At 69.0% G+C, this 536-nt stretch carries 1 protein-coding gene; it reads left to right on the top strand.

Translation table 11 applies throughout. The annotated features are described in order from the left end of the window. Window positions 1-536 (top strand): AMP-binding protein (locus WCE05_RS25930; RefSeq protein WP_368816829.1); only part of this gene is annotated, 536 nt, incomplete at both ends.

The raw sequence follows: 536 nt of genomic DNA, 5'->3' as shown, positions 1-536 counted from the left end.
GACAGCGTGCCGATCGGCGAGCCGATCGCCAACCTGGCCTGCTACATCCTCGACGCCGAGCTGCAACCGGTGCCGGTGGGCGTGCTGGGCGAGCTGTACCTGGCCGGCGCAGGCCTGGCGCGCGGCTACCACCGCCGCCCGGGGCTGACCGCCGAGCGTTTCGCCGTGAGCCCATACGGCAATGGCGAGCGCATCTACCGCACCGGCGACCTGGCGCGCTACCGCGCGGACGGGGTGATCGAGTACGCCGGGCGTATCGACCACCAGGTCAAGCTACGTGGCCTGCGCATCGAACTGGGTGAGATCGAGGCGCGCCTGCTGGAGCACGACCTGGTGCGTGAAGCCGTGGTAACGGTGCCGGACGGCAAACAGCTGGTCGGTTATGTGGTGCTGACCGGCGAAACCGCCGATTGGCAGGCACAACTGGCCGAGCATCTGCGCCGTGGCCTACCGGACTACATGGTGCCGAACCAGTGGCTGGCACTGGACAGCCTGCCGCTGTCGCCCAACGGCAAGCTCGACCGCAAGGCCTTGCC

The sequence above is a fragment of the Pseudomonas sp. I2 genome (assembly GCF_040984075.1).
Taxonomy (GTDB): domain Bacteria; phylum Pseudomonadota; class Gammaproteobacteria; order Pseudomonadales; family Pseudomonadaceae; genus Aquipseudomonas; species Aquipseudomonas guariconensis_B.
This window is presented reverse-complemented; position numbering and strand designations above follow the sequence as displayed.